Genomic DNA, 19919 nt, shown 5'->3' on the forward strand with positions numbered 1-19919 from the left:
GAACTTCTAATGAGGACCCCAGCAGGGCAGAGAAGCTGTTTGATAAGGTACCCTTAAAGAGTATTTACGATAAAATAAAAGCCATTTGATTGCTAAAGGGATGCTGTGAATCGTTTGAGGAAAAGACTGCAAGATTTTAATGAGCTGGTAATGTTTCAGCACAGTATATTTTCGCTTCCTTTCATCTTCATAGCTATGATAGTTGCTGCAGAGGGATGGTTCGGGTTCAAGCTCCTTTTGTTAGGTGCTTTTGCAGCCATAAGTGCCCGAAATGCGGCGATGGGTTTTAACCGATATATCGACCGCTCTTTTGACATTCATAATCCGCGCACATCGGGGCGGCCCAGTGTCGACGGACGGCTTGACGGTGCATCGATTGCCATTTTTACGGCGGTCAATGCGCTTGTTTTTATGGCAGTAGCCTATTTTATCAACGATTTGGCATTTTATCTCAGCTTTCCGGTGTTGATCGTTTTGTTCAGCTATTCGTTTTTCAAACGGTTCAGTTCGATGGCACATATCGTATTGGGTATATCGCTGGGGCTGGCTCCGATAGCGGGGGCTATAGCGGTACTCGGCACCGTTCCGCAATGGTCGCTCTGGCTGAGTATCGGCGTCGTATTTTGGGTTGCGGGATTTGATCTGCTGTATTCATTGCAGGATATGGAGTTTGATAAAACGAACAATCTTCATTCGATCCCTTCTAAATACGGCTCTCAGGCAACATTGAAAATTTCGGCTTTTTTTCACGTTCTAACGGTTGTCTTCTGGGCGATTTTTGTACATAAAGCCGCTCTAGGGATGTTTGCATCCGGTGCGGTGTTGTTTTCAGCATTGATGTTGACGTATGAGCATATTCTTGTCCGTCGTGATTTTACTCAGATAGACCGTGCATTCTTTACCGTAAACGGCTATTTGGGATTTGTGTTTATCGGATTGATTATTTTAGATAAGGTGGCAGTATGAGCGATATAAGATTAGTACAGGCGACAATCGATTTGGCATACGAAGAGGTGCTTGACAACAATGAGAAATTTGAACATGAATTTAATTTAATCGGGGTAGCGGAAGAAAATTCGATCACGCAGGGGATAAAACATGTCAAGGTTCGCGGAGAGTTGGATGAAACGAACGCTTTGATGCTCAATATTATGGCTGAGTTGTATCGTAAGATGGAAAAAATTGAGATGCTTCTGAGCAACGGGAAAATAAACCGTCTTGAACTTTCGTCCAAAGGGCTCATTGATAGTATCGGGCTGGAACATTTTAAACTCAGCTCGGATTCTTTAGAGGTCGGAAAACATTATTACGGAAGAATGGAAATCGCAACGTTTCCGAAACGGGAAATCGCCCTCTATTTCGAAGCAGTTGAGCCGTCGTTGGCAAAAATAGAAAATATCCATGTTCGGGACAAAGAGGCATGGGGGTATTATATGACAGCGTGCGAACGTGTTATGATTCGTCAAATGAAAGGGCTTGAATGAATCACTCTATCGAGATAGCATTGGTTGCTCTGGCCGTTGTGGTCGTGGGACTGATCTATTATGTAGTCACTAAAGAGAGTGAAGTCTCTACACAGATCCGCTCAATTGCGAAAGTAGTGGAAGATTTGCACCGCGAACTGTTCATGATGGACAAACGGCTCAAACAGGAGCTTGAGATTATTACCTCTTTGCAAGAGAGCGTACCGCGTGAGCAAACGTCGCTTCATGCGGAGCTCGGACGAGAAGTCAATGAACTTTCGGTTCCGATATTAGAGTCCCTTACCCATATTGAAGAGAGCTTTGGCGGGTACAAAGAGAAAACCGAAAATCGTCTCCGTTATTTAGAAGAACGTATCCGAAACCTTTCGCTTCCAACATCGATCAGCGGGCTCGACGATGAAAAAGTCATTAGCCGTTATAATCAGGGGATAGAAATCGATGCGATTGCCAAAGAGCTTCGTTTGTCAAAAGCGGAAGTGGAATTTGTTCTAAAAATTAATCAACTCAGATAGTTATAAGGTTTGTTAGCTATAATTTCGTTCTCTTTAAAAAGATGCGTCCGTAGCTCAGCTGGATAGAGCACCGGTTTGCGGTACCGGCGGTCAGGGATTCGAATTCCTTCGGGCGCACCATCTTTCATTTTTAGAGACTTCCTTTTAACTTCTCCCACAATAAACCTAAATATTCATGAAATGCACATTCTGAGCGACGCAATCCGCCTGATGAGGGAAACTGCCATAGGGTATCTTCTTTTTTGACGAGAAAATCAGTTGGGGCTTCAATAACACAAATACCGTTTTTACGAAAAATAGATGATGCCCGAACCATATGGGAAGCTGATGTCACAAGAATAAGCGGCTGCGATCCGACAATCTTTTTAACCGCTATCGCTTCTTCCGCAGTATCCTTTGCTTCTTCCAGAATAACTATATCATTGGAATTGACGCCGAGTGCGATTGCCAGTTGGGAATTTTTTCGGGCATTGCTGACACTGTCTCCTCCCCCGTATCCGCTAAAAATCAATTTCATACCCGGATGACTTTTATAGAGCAATATTCCTTCGTTGACGCGTGCCAATGATGTAAGGCTCAGCTCAGATGAGAGCGGAATGTTTTGACTCGAAGTATGGCCGTTTCCGAGAACATGAATATAGCGCGGAAACGGAGAATGCAGCTGTACTTTGGGATAAGCATTTTCAAGAGGTTTGAGCAGCAGTGCCGAAAATGGGGGATAGGACAAAATAGTAATCCAAGCGAAAGAGAAGACAAATAGAATTTTGGCTCGTCGTCTATTTCCTCTTTGCAAAAGGTATAAGGCAAGGGCACTAGAGATCAAAAAGATCGGAAAAGGGTAGATGAAAGAGGATATAAGCTTTTTTAGTTCAAACATAGCGTCAAAAATGACGGTTATGCTTTATTTTTTCGTGCGGCAATCTCACCCAAGAAGCTTTCCAAATCGTATTTGACACGGTATTGTGGGGTGAGGATGTGAACGAGAATATCGCCTAGATCGATAGCGACCCAGTCTCCGCTCTCATCAACATACAAAAACTGCTCTTCAGGCTTTAGCCCTTTTTTGAGATGATCGAGAAGTGCCAGCGTATGGCGTTCCCCTAATGATGAGGCGATAACAACGTAGTCAGCGAAGTAATCGCCACCTTGAAGATCGAATACTTCGATTGCTTCGGCTTTGTTTTGGTCTAAGATCGCGCTGATTTTTTCAATTCGTGGATTCACAGATGTTCCTTATAATAGGTAATAATTTTTTGTTCGATCTTCGGGTCCAATCCTAATGTGACATAGGAAGAACGAAAATCGGTTGAGCTGATCGGCACATGGGTAGTAAGCCGAATCATATTTTCCGGGATGGATATCCCATCCCGATCAGCAACAACCCAATGCACCATTGCATCGAGTTCATCAAAATTGTGCCAGTGAGACAGTTTTTCGAGATTGTCCGCTCCGATGATGAGGTAGAGTTCATCGCAAAACGGAGCGAAATGTTTAACGGTTTCAATCGTATAAACGCTGCGGTCATGAGCAATTTCAAAATCGCTGATAACTACTCTCTCGTAGGGTTTAAAAATCTCTTTCAGCCACTCGAAACGAACGGCACCGTCAACCGTGACGGAAGGCTTGAACGGATTTCGTGATGCCGGAACGACGATGAGTCTGTCTATCGGCAAAACACGTAAAGCTTCTTCTACAACAGCAACGTGTCCGGCATGCGGCGGATCGAAACTTCCGCCGTAGAGTGCAAGCTTCATAAGCCTTAACTTCTTTTAATCGAAATTATAACCGATTTTTGGTAAAATCATCCCCTATTTTGTGTTTGTAGGATTATGGTAATGGCGTTGAAGATTGCATTAAACGGATTCGGTCGCATAGGTCGCTGTGTTACCCGTCTTATCGCCATGCGCACCGATGTTGAGCTTGTCGCCATAAACGACATGGCTTCAGTCGAGATGATGCTTTACTTATTGCAAAATGATTCGGTACACGGCCAATTCGGAATCGATGCGGCGATAATAGGAGATGACTACCTGCAAATCGCCGGTCAAAAGGTACGGATTTTTTCTGAAAAGAACCCTGAGAATCTGGATTTTGCCTCACTGGGAGCGGATGTCGTTTTTGAGTGCAGCGGTTTGTTTCTAACGGGGGCCTTGACAAAACACCATTTGGAAAAAGGGGTGAAAAAAGTTATTTTGTCCGCCCCGACTCAGGACAGTGCGATCCCTACTTTTGTATTGGGAGTCAATGAGCATTTGTATGCGGGGGAAAATATTATTTCGAACGCATCGTGTACGACCAATTGCTTAGGACCGATTGCAAAAATCCTTGATGAAACATACGGCATCGAAAAAGGGCTGATGACGACGGTTCATGCCTATACCAACGGCCAGGCGATTATTGACTCGGCGCACGGAAGCGATATGAGACGTTCCCGTGCTGCGGCGCTTAATATGATCCCGACGACTACCGGTGCGGCAAAGGCTATCAGTCTGGTACTGCCGTCGTTAGAGGGCAAGCTGCACGGTCAAAGCGTACGGGTTCCGACAGCGGATGTGTCGATGGTCGATTTGAATGTTCTCATCAGCCGTTCTACTTCCAAAGAGGAACTGAGTAACCTTTTTAAATCGTATGCCGAGGGCAGTTTGAAGGGAATTTTGGAAGTAGATGAGCGTTATCGTGTTTCGCAGGATTTTGTCGGATCACCTTTCAGTGCCACAGTGGCAGATGACTTGATACAGGTCGTCGATGGAAATATGGTCAAAATCATGGCGTGGTATGATAATGAATGGGGTTATTCCAACCGTCTTATCGAAATGGCATTGTTTATTACAAAACAGTAAAAATAGTCTGAATTTAATTTTAATCTTACAGTAAGAAGGAAAAAAATGCAGTTACTCGGTATCAAAGAGTGTGACATCCACGGCAAGAAAGTATTTATTCGATGTGATTTTAACGTTCCGATGGACGATTACGGCAATATTACCGATGACAGACGAATCCGCTCAGCACTAGCAACAATCAATTATTGTCTTGATCAAAAATGTGCAATTATTTTGGCATCACACTTCGGACGTCCTAAAGGGGAACCGGATGAAAAATATTCACTTGCACCTATAGCCCGTCGGTTGCATCAGCTTCTTAAAATTGATGTTCAGGTGGCGGATGACGTTGTCGGAGAGAGTGCGTTAAAACTTGCTCACGAGCTTAAAAACGGAGAAGTATTGCTTCTGGAGAACCTCCGTTTTGAAAAAGGGGAGACGAAAAATGACCCTGATTTAAGTGCTGCATTGGCTTCGATGGCAGAAGTGTATATTAATGACGCATTCGGTGTCAGCCACCGTGCTCATGCTTCGGTTGAGGGGATAACTGCACATTTTGATAATGCACATAAAGCAGCCGGTTTCTTGCTTCAAAAAGAGATTCAATTTTTCGGAACTTTACTAGAGCATCCTGTAAGACCGTTTGCCGCGATTGTCGGCGGAAGCAAAGTTTCAGGGAAGCTTGAAGCATTGATAAACCTGCTGCCGAAAGTGGATAAAATGCTGATCGGCGGGGGGATGGCCTTCACATTTCTCAAAGCGTTGGGGCATGACGTCGGAAATTCCCTTGTTGAAGACGATTTGATTCCTGAAGCTCTCAAAATCATGGAAGAAGCGAAACGGTTGGGAGTCAAGTTTTATTTGCCGGTAGATGTCGTTGCGGCAGAAAAATTTGCCCCTGATTCCGCCAGCCGTCTTTGCAGCGTTCAAGAGATCCCTTCAGGATGGATGGGACTCGATATCGGGCCTGCGACTGTAAGACTGTATCGTCAGGTACTCGGTGATGTTCAGACGATCCTATGGAACGGGCCGATGGGAGTTTATGAGATGGATCGATATGCACGCGGATCCAATAAAATTGCCCATTTTGTCGCCGATTCCTATGCGACGAGCGTCGTCGGCGGAGGCGATACGGCTGATTTGGTTCAACGTGTCGGGTTGGATGAAGAGATTACCTTTATCTCTACCGGAGGCGGAGCATCACTGGAGTTGCTTGAAGGGAAAATTCTTCCCGGAGTTAAACCGTTGTTGAAATAAAAAGGAGAATGTCATGATATTGTGTGCCAACTTTAAAGCGAACAAAACACGTCAAGAGACACGTGCCTATATGGCTGTAGTAGAGTCATTTGTAAGTGCAAACGATATCACCGATACGATTATCGTATTTCCTCCGTTTACGGCATTGGAGCATGATCCCCGCAACGTATTGATCGGAGTCCAAAACGGCTATCCGGTAAAAAACGGCGCCTTTACCGGAGAGATAGCATTGGAGCAGCTCGAAGAGTTCGGAATCAAGACGATTCTGATCGGTCACTCCGAACGCCGTCATATCCTCGGTGAGACGCAAGAGCAGATAGCGGCTAAATTCCGGTTTTTTGCCGAACAGGGATTTTTGATCGTTTACTGTGTCGGTGAACCTTTAGAGATTAGAGAACAGGGACATGAAGCTCTCATGGCCTATATAGAAAAGCAGTTTGAAGGGATTGATCTGACCTATTCGGATCTGGTTCTTGCCTATGAACCGGTATGGGCTATCGGTACGGGGCTGACCCCTTCAAATAGCGATATAGAGCTTTTACACGGAGCGTTAAGAATGAAAACGACTGCGCCTCTTTTATACGGGGGGAGTGTCAAAGTGGACAATGCGGGTGAAATTATGGCCTTGGAAAACGTTGACGGCGTTCTTGTAGGCTCAGCGGCACTCAGTGCCAACGATTTTTGCGATATGATCGCACAAGCAGTGGAATTAAACACAGAAAAAGGAGAATAATAGATGTTAATGCAAGGGAAAAAAGGGTTAATCGTAGGACTTGCCAACGATAAATCGATCGCATACGGTATCGCACAAGCGCTTCACAAACAAGGGGCGCAAATGGCGTTTACCTATCTTAATGAAGCACTGCAAAAACGGGTAGAACCGATAGCGGCAAGTTTTGACAACTCTCCGGTCTATAAATTGGATGTATCCGATGAGGCTGATATGGAGGCGATCGCAGCGAAAGTAGCGGCTGATTTCGGAGAAATCGACTTTTTGGTTCACTCGGTTGCATTCGCACCGAAAGAAGCATTGACCGAAGGGTTTATGAAAACGTCAAAAAGTGCGTTTCAAATCGCTATGGATGTCTCCGTCTATTCTTTGATCGACTTAACGAACCGCTTAGAGAGCGTATTGGCTCCGGGCGCGTCTATTATTACCCTCAGCTACCTCGGCGGACCGAAATATATCCCGAACTACAATGTCATGGGTGTCGCAAAAGCGGCGTTGGAATCAACCGTACGCTATATGGCGGTAGAACTCGGTGCATCCAAAGGGCAACGTGTAAACGCGATCAGTGCGGGTCCTATTAAAACCCTGGCGGCCAGCGGTATCGGCGATTTCAAACAAATCCTTAACTGGAACGAATCCAATGCACCGTTACGCAAAAACGTGACGATCGAAGAGGTCGGAAACTCGGCAATGTACCTGCTTAGCGATCTCTCAAGCGGGGTCAGCGGTGAAGTTCATTATGTCGATGCGGGCTATAACATCATGGGTATGGCTGCGGTAGAGAAAAATGCTGAAGGAAAAAGTGTTTTTGTTTGGGATGCAAACAAGTAATGGTGAATATACTTTTCTTATGAAAAAGAAAAGTATGCAAAAGAAAATCGCCCTCTCAACAAAACGCTTCCAATCGCTTTGGCACTTCTGCCAGCGATTGGGCTCTATGTGAGTTTCGGGGGCATATTTATTGAATAAAGAATTCCGTGATCCAACACCAAGAGCCGTTCCGGAGGCAGTAGTGCCGAGAGGAACGAGCGTTCTTGGATCACGGTATGTTCTTTTGGTACTTTTCTGGCTAAATAGAAAAGTATATTGTGTTACGAAACGTTACTTGCCGATAACCGGCATACCATTTATTTTTTCGATATGAGACGGCTCTTTCGGTTTTCCCTCATTCATCTTCTCTTTCTTTTCCAAATAGGATTTCCATTTATCGGCGTATTTTTGCAGGGTAAACGGCGTATTGTCTTCATCCAGAGGGACAACTTCGGTTTTAGTTGTGACGGTGCCGTCGGGAGCTTTCATGGTAGTCGTAATCTGTGTGGCGTTTGTCATTTTTTGAACCGTTTTACCGTCGGAAGTTTGTGTGGTAACAGACATTTTAGTCGGTTCGGTTTTGGTCGTTATCACTGTGCCGTCGCTTTGTTGCTTGGTATTCACCGTAGGTTCGTTTGCCATCATAGGGTTCCACTCCTCTTTGAGCCAGATGTCGAGAGAACGCTGCATTATTCCCCCTTCACTGGCGGCGGTAGTGCTGGGAGAGACGGCTTGCAGATTTGTGTTTTGTGACGGCGTTACTCCCATATGATTGGCGGCACAGCCGCTGAGTATCAACAGGGCAATGGATAAGCTAAGAGAATGGCGCATGGTATTTCCTCTATTAAGGTTGAATTTTTCAGATTAGTTCGTACTATAACATAGAATTTACATGATAGTGTCTAAAAATAGGTGAGTATTAAAAGTGACAAAATTGTCACATTCCCTAATTAAGGGGTTTGCATTTAGTAAACGGACAGAAAACAAAATTATTTTTTTACAGCATTGTTTAAGAATAGCGGGGTTACAATTAACCTCGACGAAACAAAAACATAGGTCAAGCTTAACTTAAGGAGAATCAATGAAGTTAGTTAAAATGAGTCTTGCAGCAGCAGTGTTGCTCGGAGCGAGCGCATTCGCAATCGATAATGTAAAAGTTAGCGGTGATGCTAAACTTTATTACAACACAAACAATGCTGATTATCTAGATGGCAGTGGTAATAAACAAAGTGGTCTGTTTGACAAAGCAGCAAGTGCAGCGGATACAGCTCTTACTCTTGGTGTAACAGGTGATTTGACAAAAGGTGTCTCTTTCGGCGTTAAAGGTATTGCTGTTAGTACTCTTGGTCTTGAAAACAACCTTGTAAGCAACACATGGACAGGTGCACATGATGCGAAAGCAAACGGTTCATCTTTTGGTGCTCAAGTTGATGACCAAGCATGGATCAGTGAAATGTGGGTTGCTGCAACTCTTGGGAAAACTACGGCAAAACTTGGACGCATGGAGCTAGATACTCCATTTGCTTTCTCTGAAAAATGGTCTATCGCGACAAACACATTTGACGCAGCGGTTCTTATCAACCAAGACATCCCTGATACAACTCTAGTAGGTGCATGGGTAGGAAAAGGAAATGGTGTTAATGCTATTGGAGCATACTCATTGAATGGTGTTCCTAGCAACACTCCTGCTGTTGGAATCGATGGTATCGTAGGTGCTGGTGCAAACTTCGATACATTTGCTAGTGACGGCGCGTATGCAGCAGCATTGGTAAACAACTCTTTCAAACCTCTTACATTCCAAGCATGGTACTACAACGTTGTTGACGTTGCTGATACTTACTGGTTGCAAGCAGACATCGATTGCCAATTGGTTAAAGGTGTAAAAATCGGTGCACAATATGCAAATATGTCACCAAAAGGTAACATTGAATCAACATTGGATGGAATCGGATCAAACGATAATTCATCTGCATATGCATTCAAACTTGGATATGAAGGTGTTCAAAATCTAAAAGTTTCTGCTGCATATTCAAAAGCAGATTCAGACGGTGTATTGAAAATTGCTAACGTTGCAACAAATAACCTTGGTGCTGCTCAATCTAAATTGTACACTGAAGCATGGTGGAACTACGGATACGTTGGTGCTCCGGATGCTCGTTCTTGGAACGTAACGGCTGAGTACGATGCAGGTCTTGCTAAACTTGGCGCATACTATACAGATGTATCAATCGATGATACGAATGTGGTCAACCAAGCGGTTGGTGGAAAAGACAATGTCGATATGAAAGAAATTGCAGTTACTGCAACTAAATCGTTCGGACCGTTGGATGCGACTTTGGCTTATATCTCTACAGATGCTGACGATCAAAATACCGGTGATCGTTACGACACTGTACAAGCTTACTTGACTCTTAACTTCTAAGAGTTTTTTTTGCTTCTCACCCTCTCGGGGGTGAACCCTTCTTGTATCTTTCCCTCTTTCGCTATAATCATTTTATGAAATATTTTTTCCATTCATTGCTCTATACGTTTTTAATGCTGTTCTTGATCTCTGTTCTCTCCTTCGGGGCAATCCATATGGCACCCAACAGTTTTATGGGTGGTGAACTGAATCCCAATATGACCCCTGAAGCTATCTCGCAGCTGCGTGCGGTTTACGGATTGGATAAGCCTCTGCTGAAGCAATACGCCGATTGGGTAGACAATTTGGTTACCCTCAACTTCGGTATTTCATTCGTCAGCGGAGCGCAAGTCTCTAATGTAGTAGCCGATAGACTGCCTGTGACCTTGTGGATGAATATGATTGCTTTGACTTTGACATTTGTTCTCTCATTAGGGATGGGGATTAAAGCGGCACTCTCGTATGGTAAGAAAACGGATACGATTATCAGCCAATTTTCACTGCTCAGTTTTGCTATGCCATCGTATTATCTGGCTTTGGTAGCGATGATGGTTCTTAGCGTAGCGTTAGGATGGTTTCCGATTGCTGGGATACATTCGCTCGAACCGCCGGAGGGAATAGGGTATTATAGTGATATGGCGTGGCATTTGACACTGCCGATTGCAGTTATGGTTTTTGTCGGGGTGGGGAGTTTAGCCCTTTATATCCGCTCTTTGACGATTGAAATCCTCAAAAGTGACTATATCTATTTTGCCCGTTCGCGGGGAATCGGAGAAGGTAAAATAATCCGCTATTACATACTTCCCAATCTTCTTCCTCCCATTGTAACGATGTTGGGTTTATCGTTGCCTGGCCTTATCGGCGGATCGGTGATACTTGAATCGATTTTCGGAATTGAGGGGATGGGGCAGCTGTTTTATCTGAGTGCAATGAGTCGGGACTATCCGGTGATAATGGGGATTTTGATGATGAGTGCATTTTTGGCGCTTATCGGCAATCAGATTGCCGATGCGGTACTATTGAAGTTAAATCCGTTTGTGAAGCGATAATGTACTTTTCTCTTTGTGCTAGAAAAGTACCAAAAGAGCATACCGTGACCCAAGAACGCTCGTTTCTTCCGGCACTGCTGCCTTCGAAACGGCTCTAGGTATTGGATCACGGGAATTTTATTAAATAATGCCCCCGAAACTCACATATAGCCCAATCGCTGGCAGAAGTGCCAAAGCGATTGAAAGCGTTTTGTTGAGGGGGCGATTTTCTTTTGTTTCTTTTCTTGTGAAAAAGAAAAGAAAGAGAGTATTTGATATTTAGGAATGGAAAAAGTCCGGAAAGGACTAGTTTCCAAAAAGCGCTTCGAGCGAGCTAAGCCCCTCTTTTTTCTCTTCCTGAGCTTTTTCACCCATTTGAGCGCTTCCGCCCACTTCATTCAGCTCGATTGTATATCCTGTTAGCATTGATGCTAAACGGATGTTGATACCGCTTTTCCCGATTGCTTTGGATTTTTGGTCGCTTGGGAGGGTAACAACCGCTTTTTTCTCTTCGCCTTCATTTTCAGTTACGACAACGGCACTGATAATGGCAGGAGACATCGCACGGGAGATGAAAAGTTCGGGAGACGAACTGTATTCGACACAGTCGATGTTTTCACCGCACAGCTCTTCGCTTACCGCGTTGATACGGACACCGCGTACCCCGACGGTTGCACCGATCGGATCGATTTGAGGTCGGTTGGTGTAGAGGGCGATTTTCGCACGCTCACCCGGAATACGGGCGCATTTTTCGATAACGACGATGCCGTCTTTGATCTCAGGAACTTCCAATGCCAAAAGCTCTTCGAGAAATTTCGGAGCGGTTCGTGAGAGCTCCATCGAAATACCGTTGCTTTTGTCAACGTGGACACGGCGAACGATGGCACTCACAACATCGCCGACTTTGAATTTTTCACCTTTGATACGGCTTTTCATCGGCAATACCGCACGGATCTCATCAATTTCGATGGTGGTATTTTGGTCGCTGTCTACACGGGTAACGCGGCCGGATACGATTTGATTGATTTTACTTTTGTATTTGTCGTAAAGCTCGTTTTCAACAAGGCGCTGGATATGAAATTCGATTTCTCGGTGCAAGGTGGCAAACGCGCTTCGTCCGTAGCTTTCGATGTCGTGTTCCATTTGGAGCTGATCGCCGATTTCCGCTTCGTCATCGATTTCCAATGCTGCGGTAATACCCATATACGCGCCCGCCTCTTCACCCTCAAGTTCCGGAGCATCGTCGGCAACGACGGTAATGATTTGTCGTAGCCTAACCTGTTTGGTACGATCGTCAATATCAGCTTCAAAAGCAAAAGTTGGATTAATTATTCGTTTGGCGGTTTGGATAAACGAGGTTTTAATCGCCTCTTGAACACGATCCGGATTAAGCCCTTTTTCGTTTGCGATAGATTCAATAATATCTAAAATATTTTCCACAGTATTATCCTCTTGATTGTTGGTAACTCATAAAAAATTGGGTTGGGTTGGGAAAGCTTTTTTATGAAGGAGTATGTATTATACATAAATTTCTCTTAATAGGATATTTATCATATCACCGCTATAATCCCCCTAATATCAAGAACTCTAAAAACTAAAAAGGGAAACAGAATGGAACTCAAACTCGCCCGCAGCGAACATGACTCAAAACCAAAAAAAATCGATCTCAAAAAAATTACCGAAATGGTAGAGAAAAGCAACTCTTCTATCCTCTATTTCGACCGTGAAAACTCACACAAAGACCTTCTTGCACTTCAAGACCATTTCGAGGGAGAAGGGAAAAGTTTTTACATGCGTGAAGTGAAATACGGACTCTCTGCAAATGAATACATGTATGAGGTTCATATATTATAGTTTTGAACGCAAAAGGGATTTTATTCCTTTTGCTACGTTAACACTGTGTTCTCTTCAGCAGAGAGCTCACGCACGCTTGCGTGCTTTATAAGTCACAGTAGATGAAAGTAGTTGAATGAGTAAGAAACTTTTTATCGAGACACTCGGATGTGCTATGAATGTGCGCGATTCCGAGCATATGATCGCTGAGTTGAATGCCCATGAGGGGTACGAACTCACCGATGACGCGGCTTCGGCCGATCTGATCCTCATCAATACCTGTTCGGTACGCGAAAAACCGGTTCACAAACTTTTTTCCGAACTCGGTGTCTTTAACAAACTCAAAAAAGCAGATGCCAAAATCGGTGTATGCGGATGTACGGCATCCCATCTGGGTAAAGAGATTATCAAGCGTGCCCCTTATGTCAATTTTGTCCTCGGTGCCCGCAATGTTTCTAAAATTGCCGATGTCCTTCATCGTGATCGTGCAGTCGAAGTCGAGATCGATTACGATGAATCTCAATTTGCGTTTAAAGATTTCCGCAGCAGCCCTTATAAAGCCTATATCAACATCTCCATCGGCTGCGACAAGCAGTGTACTTTTTGTATTGTCCCTAAAACCCGTGGAGATGAGATATCGATTCCGCCCGATTTGATTGTTGCCGAAGTACGAAAAGCGGTAGAGAACGGAGCCAAAGAGGTTTTTCTCCTCGGTCAAAACGTCAACAACTACGGGCGCCGTTTTTCAGACGTAAACGACAAAATGAACTTCACTGAATTGCTTCGACGTGTAAGTGCGGTGGAGGGATTGGAGCGTATCCGATTCACCTCTCCTCATCCGTTTCACATGGACGATGAATTTCTCGAAGAGTTTGCCCGGAATCCGAAAATCTGCAAATCGATGCACATGCCGTTGCAAAGCGGATCGACCGATATTCTCAAAGCGATGAAACGGGGATATACCAAAGAATGGTTCTTGAACCGTGCCCGCAAACTGCGCGAACTCGTTCCTGATGTCAGTATCAGTACCGATATCATCGTTGCGTTCCCCGGTGAGAGTGATGCCGATTTCGAAGATACCCTCGATGTGATGAAAGAGGTACGGTTTGAGCAGGTATTTAGTTTTAAATACTCTCCCCGTCCTCTTACGGAGGCGGAAAGTTTTACGAACGTCGTAGACTCGGAACTTGGTTCATTTAGACTGAGCACCCTTCAAGCCTATCAGGACACGATTCTCGATTCCATCAGTGCAGGATTGTTGGGAAAAGAATATGATGTCTATTTTGAAGAATTGCGCTCAGACGGGTATGTTGCCGGACGGAGTGATAACAATATCATGATAAAGGTCAAAGGGAGTGAAGAGTGGCTCGGCAAGATCGCACGTGTAAAAATCACCGAGGTCTCACGATCGGTTCAATACGGAGAGATCATTGCGTAAACGTTTTTTACGTGCTTTGGCTTTATGGCTTATCCCTCCGATCGGGACGCTGTTAATCCGTCTTATCTACCTTACCAATCGAAAACGGTTTCATCTCCCGATGAGTATCCCGAATGAACCGGTCATTTTTGCTTTTTGGCACGGCGATCTCTTGATGCAGCCGTATCTCTACTATCAGTTCCGTCGCAATCCGAAGGCCAATGTTTTGATATCCGATCATTTCGACGGCCAGATTATCGCCCGTATAATGCGCTATTTCAAACTGGGAACCATTCACGGCTCAACAACTCGCGGCGGAGCCAAGGTTCTTATTCAAGGGCTTAAATCGCTCTCGGAAGGGTATGATATCGGAATCACCCCTGACGGACCTAAGGGACCGCGCCATGAGATGAGCGACGGTGTCGTAGTTATGGCGCAAAAACGCAATGCCAAAGTGATCGTATACAGCTGTGTCCCTTCCACATTTTGGCAGCTTCCGAGCTGGGATCGATTTACCGTTCCAAAACCGTTCGGAAGGTTGGATTTTTATGCCTCCGAGCCGATCGATCTGGGTGGGTTGGAGATGGAAGCGGCAAAGGCTCTTATCAAAGCAAAGCTGATGGAGCATGTTCTTTAGGTCGTGATGCAGATGAATGAACTTTATCGACAAAAAGAAGCGTTTTTAAAATACCTGGATACGATACGAGGTTATTCTCCCCTGACGATTCGAAGTTACAATGATGCTATCGATGAAATGCTCACCTTTGCAGAAATGGATGCAAGCAGCAATCTCCTTTCCATCAATCTGATGCCGCTGCGTTTAAAAATATCTTCTCTTAAAGCCAAATCGATTGCCGCCAAACTCAGTGCTATACGCAGCTTCGTCAAATATCTTCGCTCACAAGGGAAAACGGTTGAACTGAGAGGTGATGAGAGTATTAAAACACCTAAAACTCTGCCGAAACCAATTACACATGAACAAATTCTCCATGCACTGCAATATGCCGAACCGCAAGCTGCATTGGCGATTACACTTCTGTATACCATGGGACTTCGTATCTCCGAACTTACCCACTTGCGTCTTTCGGATATCTCGGAAGGATGGTCACGTATCCATGGAAAAGGGTCTAAAGAACGCGATATTCCGATGATGGATAATATTCGTACAATGGTACAGGAATATCAGAAGATCAACCCTTCACGAGAGTATGTTTTTGAACTTAAAGGTGAAAAATTAAGCGAAAATAGTCTAAGATATACCATTATTAAGGCATTTGCAAAGGTTGGACTGAAAGTGACTCCTCATCAATTGCGGCATACATATGCGACCGAGTTGTTAAACAACGGAGCACGTATTGCCGATGTTAGTGAATTATTGGGGCATGCAAGCATGGCGACCACACAGATTTATACCAAACTCGGGAATGCTTTGAAAATGGAGCATTACCTGCAATCGCATCCGTTATGCCAAACTCATGAGGACTCTAAGTGATAGAACGGTTTTACCGAAAAATTTTCGTCGCTATTGTTCAAGACGGAGGAGCGCATGACGTTCGTGTGGTTGTTCAAAAGAAAAGGAAGCTTCTTAATAAACAGAGCCGAAAATTTGAGGGCAAATCAGCACTAGACGAGATCCGTTCGTATCTTGGCAAATACCTTGACGAATCTCCGCTTCATTACGTCGCAGTATTGAATCCTGCCGTAAAACAAGGAGCACTGCCCGGATGCAGGAACCATCTGGACGAGGAGATGGAAGAGATAAGCGGCGCAAAAACCCTCTGCCAAAATGAAGATTGGCTTTTGTACAGTTCGATGAGAGAACTGGATTCGCTTCAAACGGAATACAAAAGTATCGGACTTGATTTTATCTTTTCCCCTTTTTCCGTTTTAGAACATTTTTTCAAAGATAAAGTACATGGCGGATTTGCCCTCTATGCGTTGGCCCAAAAAGATTCATTCAGTGTCGCTTTTTTCGAAGACGGGAAGCTCGAATATGCACACCATTATCCGATGCAGGAAAAAAACACGCTGACCCTTGAAGATGAAAGCAGCACTATGGGCTTTGCCGTCGGAATTAAAGAAGAGGACGAGATAGACAAGGGGATCAGCTTAGATGACATAGAATCGCTGGATGATCTGGATATTCTCGAAGAGCTGGATGATTTGAGTGAAATAGAGGATTTGGACAATCTTGATGAGATTGTAGAATTTAGCGAGGATGAACCGACCTTTGAAGAAAAGCGTATTGTTTTCCCGCGCGGCAGTGAAATCAAACAAGAGATGGATATGTTTAATAATGACTATCGCCGGTTTGAGTTGATTCAGCGGACATTGGCACGGTTTTACAGGGGAGAACATTGTAATGACCGTTTTGTTGAGACGATTTTCATTGCCGATGCCTACGGAAGCGGTGCTGAACTGAAACAATATCTCGAAGAAGAACTTTTCTTGAATGTATCGATACGACATATTGATGTTGCTGATGAGGTTATAGCGTTAGCTATGGCTGAAGAGGAAGAACTGTGAAGTACAGTTTTATTGCTCCCCGTAAAAAACGGCTGATCAGCGGTGAGTTGCGTCTCGTCCTTTTCTTTTTTGCGGTAACGATTGCGATGCTGGTCGGAACCTATGTTTTTCTTGAATACAAAACGTATGATTTTGTAAACGAGCGAAAAAATGTTGCACTTAAAGAGAAATCGATCAAACGTTCTGTTGAAGTAATGCAAGAGCAGATCAAAACGATTGAGAAAGAGGCGAAAATCGTCGAGCAGGTGACAACAAGCAATGCCGTCATGAAAGAGAGTATCCGAAACCTTTTTGACCTTGTACCGGAAGATATTACTCTCTCACGCGCTGAATTGGAAGAAAAGTCGCTGATTCTTTACGGTATGACTCCGAATAAAGATACCTATGAATATATGCTTCATGCGCCGTTGCGATCGATTTTTAACCGCAGCTATACGAGTTTTTATCCGATCGAAAACGGATGGTACCGTTTTGTTTCGTCCAACTATCTGGATGATGAGACGGTAGAGGAGATCAAATGAAGCGTCAGACGTTATTGGTTGTCATACTTTCGCTCTTTTTGCTGATCGGTGTCATTGCATTTTCATTTTTATTGTTGATTCCGAAAGGGAAAGAGTACCGTTCTCTTCGCTTGGAGAGCAAAAAAGAGTTTCAACAGCTGGAATTGGCTCAAAACCGCTTTGACAATACCAATAACCGCCTGAAAGACCTTCAGGCACAAAATCGCCATACCATCGGGGCTTTTGAGAAAACGTTTGACCCTGGACGCTTTGAACGCCTTTATAAAAAAGAGTTTACCGATTTGTATTTGACGGAAGTAACGACGAAGGATAGCAACGGGACGTTTAGGGTGTATGAAGTAAACGCGACTTCGAAAATTACGTCCCCGCAAAGTTTTTACAATTTTTTAGACAATATCAATAAAAGTGAATGGGTAATCGGCGTTAATTTCCCGATCCATTTTGAGAGGGACGGGGATGAAATACGCTCCAGTTTTACGATGAAAGTGCATAATAAAAAAGAGGAAAAATAAACGTTTTAGAGCTTTTTAGCCCTCTCATGAGCACAGCGTATCGCTTCCATGCATCCTTCACGAACTTTTCCTTTTTCAAGTGCTCCGTATCCTGCAGCCGTGGTTCCGCCCGGACTCATGACATTATCTTTTAAAAGTGCGGGGTGGGTTGTTTGAATAAGGCGTCCGAACCCGTCGAACAGCCCGCGCATCAAGGTCATCGCATCATCTCGTTTCAGCCCTTCGCGTACCGCGCCGTCACACAGAGCCTCCGCAATAAGCGCTAAATACGCCGGCCCGCTTCCTGCAAGTGCGGTTGCAATGTCGAGTTCTTTTTCGTTACTCAGCCAAAGGACGCTGCCGATGGTGCCGAAAAGTTCCAGCGCAAATGTTTTTATTGCCGTATCTCCGACCAAAGAGGTCATAGAAGCACCTGTTTCTGCCGCAAGATTAGGCATGGCACGGCAATAATGGTGGGCATCGACCGATTTAAGAGATTCCAATGTCGTTCCCGCGAGGACGGAATAAAGGGCTTCGGCTTTCCCTTTTAACAAAGGGGCTATTTCACTGAGATTAGCCGGTTTGACACAAATGATAATATTTTTGTTGTTTATGTCGGCATTTTGGTAGAGGGTTTTGGTAATAGCTACTCCAAGGGAAGCTTCAAAACGCTCCACAGCTTCCGTAGTTCGTCCTATCACTTCAATGCTATGGGTTGTAGACAGCCCTTTTGCTAAGGCAAGCGCCATTTTCCCGTTGCCGATAAAAGTGACAGACCTACTCATCGGTAGAACTTTTGAGATAGTTTTTGATCGGTTCGGCAATTCCGAAATCGGAACGGTTATCAACAATGATCTGAGCCATAGTCTGATTGTCGGTATTGAAAATCAAGGGGGCGACAAAATTTATCGTCGATTTTTCAATCGGGGTTTGCAAGATCATAATATTATAGATCAGTAGATTGCTTTCAGGGGTGATTCCCATTAAGGCCTGAAGAGAAGAGGGGATGTCAAAAGAATATTCGCGTAAAGCAAATGGGCTGATAAGGGTAAAAGAAGGTCCTTCGCCTATGCTTTCCAGACGGAAAAAAATCTCATCAATTTTTTGGAGTTCCATTTTCGAAACCGTTTCAAAGCCGAGGAGGGGAAGTTTTAAATCAAACTGCATAAATTACCTTCTTCTATCATTCAATGGTCTGATTTTAACACAGTAAAGTAAAAAGTTTCAACTTAATGCAGGGGTGTTTAATCTCTTTACGGTAAAATAGCCGATAATTTCAATAAGAGCGTAGGTTTTATCAATGATTAGAACATGGTTAATCGCAATAACGACACTTATTCTGCTTACCGGATGCGGTAGTAAAGACCTCGAAGAGTTTAATAAACCTGCGGAATATTGGTATGAAAAGATGGTAACGGCCGTTTCCAACGGTAATTTGGAAAGAGCTGACAGCTATTTTAGTTCACTGCAAAGTGAACATATCAGTTCACCGTTTTTATCCGAAGCAACTATGATTATGGCACAAGCGCATATGGCACATGAAGAGTATTTGTTAAGCGAGCATTTTTTGGATGAATATATCCGCCGTTATGCCACCCCTGAAGGGCGTGAATATGCTGAATTTTTGAAGATTAAAGCAAAATTCTTAGCCCTCCCGAATCCGGGACGCGATCAAGGGTTGATCGATGAAACCTTGAACAGCGTTGAAACGTTTAAAAGAAGTTATCCGAACTCAATGTATTTGCCGTTGGTTCATTCGATGGAGACACAATTACAACTGGCTCGAGGAGTCCTTAATGAACAAATTGCAGAGCTCTATGAGCGTTTGGGAAAACCAAAGGCGGCAGGCTCTTATCGTACAATTGCACCGGTAACATGGATTGATTCTAAAAATATCGTCCGTGCCGAGGTCCCTTGGTATCGGGAGATGTTTGAAGGGGACGGTACCAGCAGCTGGTATGCTTTTATGATTCCGAAAACTCGCAGCGTCGTCTCTATGGATGATAATGAGAGTACGGCATCACCGAAAAAACAAGATAACGGCAGCTGGTACGATTTTTTGATTCCACATTTCTAAAACCGTATACGGT

The 19919-nt window shown here is 44.2% G+C and carries 24 protein-coding genes and 1 tRNA gene; 18 read left to right on the top strand and 7 right to left on the bottom strand.

All coding sequences use genetic code 11. From position 1 onward, the window contains the following. The first annotated feature begins 105 nt into the window (after positions 1-105). From mqnP to SULKU_RS01450, 4 genes are all read left to right on the top strand, one after another. A complete protein-coding gene (mqnP, locus tag SULKU_RS01435; protein ID WP_041666710.1) occupies positions 106-966 on the top strand; it encodes a menaquinone biosynthesis prenyltransferase MqnP in 861 nt (286 codons plus the stop codon). Beyond that, positions 963-1484 (top strand): hypothetical protein, encoded by a 522-nt coding sequence (locus tag SULKU_RS01440; RefSeq protein ID WP_013459146.1) that lies wholly within the window; start codon positions 963-965, stop codon positions 1482-1484. Before mqnP ends, SULKU_RS01440 begins: the two co-directional genes overlap by 4 nt. After that, on the top strand, positions 1481-1996 hold the full coding sequence (locus tag SULKU_RS01445; protein WP_013459147.1) for a hypothetical protein: 516 nt from the start codon (positions 1481-1483) through the stop codon (positions 1994-1996). Before SULKU_RS01440 ends, SULKU_RS01445 begins: the two co-directional genes overlap by 4 nt. Positions 1997-2039: 43 nt before the next feature. After that, positions 2040-2116 (top strand) — tRNA-Arg (locus SULKU_RS01450). 10 nt (positions 2117-2126) lie between these two features. Here SULKU_RS01450 and SULKU_RS01455 read toward each other — a convergent pair. From SULKU_RS01455 to nadD, 3 genes are all read right to left on the bottom strand, one after another. Beyond that, complete coding sequence (locus tag SULKU_RS01455; protein WP_245535154.1) at positions 2127-2723, bottom strand: ElyC/SanA/YdcF family protein; 597 nt, start codon at positions 2721-2723, stop codon at positions 2127-2129. Between the two features lie 167 nt (positions 2724-2890). Then, complete coding sequence (gene rsfS / locus SULKU_RS01460; RefSeq protein ID WP_013459149.1) at positions 2891-3220, bottom strand: ribosome silencing factor; 330 nt, start codon at positions 3218-3220, stop codon at positions 2891-2893. Then, a complete protein-coding gene (gene nadD, locus SULKU_RS01465) occupies positions 3217-3750 on the bottom strand; it encodes a nicotinate (nicotinamide) nucleotide adenylyltransferase (RefSeq protein ID WP_013459150.1) in 534 nt (177 codons plus the stop codon). The genes rsfS and nadD overlap by 4 nt, the downstream gene beginning before the upstream one ends. 81 nt (positions 3751-3831) lie before the next feature. On the opposite strand from nadD, the gene gap reads away from it, so the two are divergent. From gap to fabI, 4 genes are read left to right on the top strand one after another with little or no spacing between them, the layout of a single operon-like run. Further along, a complete protein-coding gene (gene gap, locus SULKU_RS01470) occupies positions 3832-4836 on the top strand; it encodes a type I glyceraldehyde-3-phosphate dehydrogenase (RefSeq protein WP_013459151.1) in 1005 nt (334 codons plus the stop codon). 45 nt (positions 4837-4881) lie between these two features. Further along, the gene (locus tag SULKU_RS01475; RefSeq protein ID WP_013459152.1) at positions 4882-6072 is read left to right on the top strand and encodes a phosphoglycerate kinase; all 1191 of its coding nucleotides are present in this window, start codon (positions 4882-4884) and stop codon (positions 6070-6072) included. Positions 6073-6085: 13 nt separating this feature from the next. After that, positions 6086-6805, top strand: a complete 720-nt coding sequence (locus SULKU_RS01480; RefSeq protein WP_013459153.1) for a triose-phosphate isomerase — start codon at positions 6086-6088, stop codon at positions 6803-6805. Between the two features lie 3 nt (positions 6806-6808). Next, a complete protein-coding gene (fabI, locus tag SULKU_RS01485; protein WP_013459154.1) occupies positions 6809-7633 on the top strand; it encodes an enoyl-ACP reductase FabI in 825 nt (274 codons plus the stop codon). A gap of 270 nt (positions 7634-7903) precedes the next feature. Here the strand turns inward: fabI and SULKU_RS01490 are convergent, their stop codons facing one another. Then, positions 7904-8443 carry a hypothetical protein gene (locus SULKU_RS01490; RefSeq protein WP_013459155.1) on the bottom strand — a complete coding sequence of 180 codons (540 nt, stop codon included), beginning with the start codon at positions 8441-8443 and terminating at the stop codon, positions 7904-7906. A 250-nt stretch (positions 8444-8693) separates the two neighbouring features. Between SULKU_RS01490 and SULKU_RS01495 the strand changes: the two genes are divergently transcribed. Next, positions 8694-10034 (top strand): OprD family outer membrane porin, encoded by a 1341-nt coding sequence (locus SULKU_RS01495; RefSeq protein ID WP_013459156.1) that lies wholly within the window; start codon positions 8694-8696, stop codon positions 10032-10034. A 74-nt stretch (positions 10035-10108) separates the two neighbouring features. Beyond that, positions 10109-11062 (top strand): ABC transporter permease, encoded by a 954-nt coding sequence (locus tag SULKU_RS01500; protein ID WP_041666851.1) that lies wholly within the window; start codon positions 10109-10111, stop codon positions 11060-11062. Positions 11063-11347: 285 nt separating this feature from the next. On the opposite strand, the gene nusA is transcribed toward SULKU_RS01500, so the two are convergent. Beyond that, on the bottom strand, positions 11348-12481 hold the full coding sequence (nusA, locus tag SULKU_RS01505) for a transcription termination factor NusA (protein ID WP_013459158.1): 1134 nt from the start codon (positions 12479-12481) through the stop codon (positions 11348-11350). A gap of 171 nt (positions 12482-12652) precedes the next feature. Between nusA and SULKU_RS01510 the strand changes: the two genes are divergently transcribed. The 7 genes from SULKU_RS01510 to SULKU_RS01540 all read left to right on the top strand — a co-directional run bounded on the left by SULKU_RS01510 (position 12653) and on the right by SULKU_RS01540 (position 17850). After that, the gene (locus SULKU_RS01510; protein ID WP_013459159.1) at positions 12653-12895 is read left to right on the top strand and encodes an HP0268 family nuclease; all 243 of its coding nucleotides are present in this window, start codon (positions 12653-12655) and stop codon (positions 12893-12895) included. A gap of 115 nt (positions 12896-13010) precedes the next feature. Next, complete coding sequence (gene miaB / locus SULKU_RS01515; protein WP_013459160.1) at positions 13011-14312, top strand: tRNA (N6-isopentenyl adenosine(37)-C2)-methylthiotransferase MiaB; 1302 nt, start codon at positions 13011-13013, stop codon at positions 14310-14312. Beyond that, positions 14305-14928, top strand: a complete 624-nt coding sequence (locus SULKU_RS01520; protein ID WP_013459161.1) for a lysophospholipid acyltransferase family protein — start codon at positions 14305-14307, stop codon at positions 14926-14928. Before miaB ends, SULKU_RS01520 begins: the two co-directional genes overlap by 8 nt. A gap of 12 nt (positions 14929-14940) precedes the next feature. Next, positions 14941-15783 carry a tyrosine-type recombinase/integrase gene (locus SULKU_RS01525; protein WP_041666852.1) on the top strand — a complete coding sequence of 281 codons (843 nt, stop codon included), beginning with the start codon at positions 14941-14943 and terminating at the stop codon, positions 15781-15783. Further along, positions 15780-16817, top strand: coding sequence for a hypothetical protein (locus SULKU_RS01530; RefSeq protein WP_013459163.1), 1038 nt, complete (start codon positions 15780-15782; stop codon positions 16815-16817). The genes SULKU_RS01525 and SULKU_RS01530 overlap by 4 nt, the downstream gene beginning before the upstream one ends. Continuing rightward, positions 16814-17338 (top strand): hypothetical protein, encoded by a 525-nt coding sequence (locus SULKU_RS01535; RefSeq protein WP_013459164.1) that lies wholly within the window; start codon positions 16814-16816, stop codon positions 17336-17338. The genes SULKU_RS01530 and SULKU_RS01535 overlap by 4 nt, the downstream gene beginning before the upstream one ends. Next, positions 17335-17850, top strand: a complete 516-nt coding sequence (locus SULKU_RS01540) for a hypothetical protein (protein WP_013459165.1) — start codon at positions 17335-17337, stop codon at positions 17848-17850. The genes SULKU_RS01535 and SULKU_RS01540 overlap by 4 nt, the downstream gene beginning before the upstream one ends. 5 nt (positions 17851-17855) lie before the next feature. Here the strand turns inward: SULKU_RS01540 and SULKU_RS01545 are convergent, their stop codons facing one another. Next, positions 17856-18614, bottom strand: a complete 759-nt coding sequence (locus tag SULKU_RS01545; RefSeq protein WP_013459166.1) for a pyrroline-5-carboxylate reductase — start codon at positions 18612-18614, stop codon at positions 17856-17858. Then, entirely contained in the window at positions 18607-18996 is a 390-nt protein-coding gene (gene fliW, locus SULKU_RS01550; RefSeq protein WP_013459167.1) for a flagellar assembly protein FliW, read from the bottom strand. The genes SULKU_RS01545 and fliW overlap by 8 nt, the downstream gene beginning before the upstream one ends. Positions 18997-19129: 133 nt before the next feature. Here fliW and SULKU_RS01555 point away from each other — a divergent pair, with 133 nt between their 5' ends. Further along, the gene (locus tag SULKU_RS01555) at positions 19130-19906 is read left to right on the top strand and encodes an outer membrane protein assembly factor BamD (protein WP_013459168.1); all 777 of its coding nucleotides are present in this window, start codon (positions 19130-19132) and stop codon (positions 19904-19906) included. Positions 19907-19919: the final 13 nt, after the last annotated feature.

It is taken from the genome of Sulfuricurvum kujiense DSM 16994 (assembly GCF_000183725.1).
GTDB lineage: Bacteria > Campylobacterota > Campylobacteria > Campylobacterales > Sulfurimonadaceae > Sulfuricurvum > Sulfuricurvum kujiense.